Annotated in this window: 2 protein-coding genes; both read right to left on the reverse strand. The window is 29.3% G+C overall.

The window, feature by feature from the left end; genetic code table 11:
• Positions 1–76: 76 nt before the first annotated feature.
• Positions 77–574 carry a hypothetical protein gene (locus BLV84_RS12360; protein WP_093246170.1) on the reverse strand — a complete coding sequence of 166 codons (498 nt, stop codon included), beginning with the start codon at positions 572–574 and terminating at the stop codon, positions 77–79.
• A gap of 187 nt (positions 575–761) precedes the next feature.
• Positions 762–1,112 carry a hypothetical protein gene (locus tag BLV84_RS12365; RefSeq protein WP_143521387.1) on the reverse strand — a complete coding sequence of 117 codons (351 nt, stop codon included), beginning with the start codon at positions 1,110–1,112 and terminating at the stop codon, positions 762–764.
• Positions 1,113–1,699: the final 587 nt, after the last annotated feature.

A 1,699-nucleotide genomic window follows, 5' to 3' on the forward strand; every position in this document is an offset into this window, starting at 1 on the left:
TTACTAAATTACAGACCAATTAGAAAATTTAATTATAACAACCCAATTGAAGTCCTAGAAAACAAATGTTTTGCACTTATGGGTTGAACTCAGCATTTACTCCAACATAAGTTACTACATAAACTCTATTTCCCTGTCGAAATAACCGTACTAAAATAAATCCATCAAGACCTTTACTTTTTGCATTTTTATTAAGTTCCAATTGAAATTTCTGACCGTTTAATCCGTGTTGTTCAATCGGCTCTTGGTACTGTAAATTAAATGATTCAGCTATTTTATTCGCATAGTTTGTTACACTTTGCCTGTAAACTTGTTCATTCGACATAGATTTAATCATATGTTCAGGATAGTCGTTGTATTCAACATTGAATATTTTCTGAGGTCCTAAAGTTGAACGATATAAGTGGATTTGAAATTTATCAAGTCCAATTTGGTTATCAATTGCAGTGTAATTAGGTTCAATCGGAAAATCCGCAACGAAATTTCCAGTTTTTGAAGCATACTCGCCACCTTTAGTTTTGTAAATATCATCGCTTTCATTTTTCCCACACGAGATAAAAACAAAAATTGTCATTATTAGTAGTATTTTTTTGTCATAGATTGGTTTTTCATAATTGCCCACAACGGCTACTGTATATGGTTTGTTTCGCTATTTAAGCACCCAATTTAGCAAATAAAAACCGAATAGAAAATCCGCGAGAATTTTCGTAGGTAGTCGAAAAGCCAGCAATAAATTAAATATGGTGTTGCCAAATGTTTTTTTAATTTGGACAATTTACTTTTCTTTCCGTTAAATAATTTCTTATTACTATCCAATCGGCTAAATCCTTAATATTGTAAACTCGCCTTGTTGAATTATCTTTTAATTTAAAATCGACAAAAATATTTCCGAATATCTTTTTTATTTTGACATTATCGATTTCATCAATACTAATTTTTTTACGATTTGTCCATTTGAAATTGGTTCCGTAAAACAGGCCTAAAGGAATTAATAAAAATAGGATTCCGCTTAATAGTTCTAAGAAAATTTGAATATTGTGTTCATTTGTTATGCCGGAATAAATCAAACGTATCCCCAAAAACAAAAATAAAAAAGGAAGTAATTTAAACAACCATTTTCCTGTTCTACTTGATTTGTCGTTAAACTCGATGCTGTTTTTTTTAAGATTTAATTCTCCGTTTGCGAATGATTTTAGTTGTATATTTTTAATTTTGTTTTTTTGAAATATTTGGCAACGGTCTCGCATATCGCTTCAATGCGGGAAAACTAGTAATTATTTTTCGGTTGAGCACAAACTAGATTTTTTTGTTTACGTTTTTATCTTTAAACTTCTAAAACGCCAAATAAAAAATTTGGCGACTTCCAAATATTCCTTAACTTTGGTTTAGCTATTGCTTAGCTATAAGCTACATACAGTGTTGTGGGCAGTTATTTTATCAGTTTAATTATATTCGGATAAAAATTTTCAGTTTTTCCTTTACTCGTTTTAATTGCAAAAATTATTGGTAATATTATGTTCAAAGCATAAAGTCCGATAAAAATATAAAAAAGAATGGAATAATAACCATAATGCATAATTTTCAAATATGCGAATCCTATTATAGCTGAGTTCAACCCATAAGTGCAAAACATTTGTTTTCTAGGACTTCAATTGGGTTGTTATAATTAAATTTTCTAATTGGTCTGTAATTTAGTAAT

Source organism: Psychroflexus halocasei (genome assembly GCF_900107595.1).
In the GTDB taxonomy this organism is placed as follows: Bacteria; Bacteroidota; Bacteroidia; order Flavobacteriales; family Flavobacteriaceae; genus Psychroflexus; species Psychroflexus halocasei.

Excerpts from the sequence above, each read along its gene's own strand:
- BLV84_RS12360 (WP_093246170.1), bottom strand. The coding sequence starts at position 574 with ATGACAATTTTTGTTTTTATCTCGTGTGGGAAAAATGAAAGCGATGAT.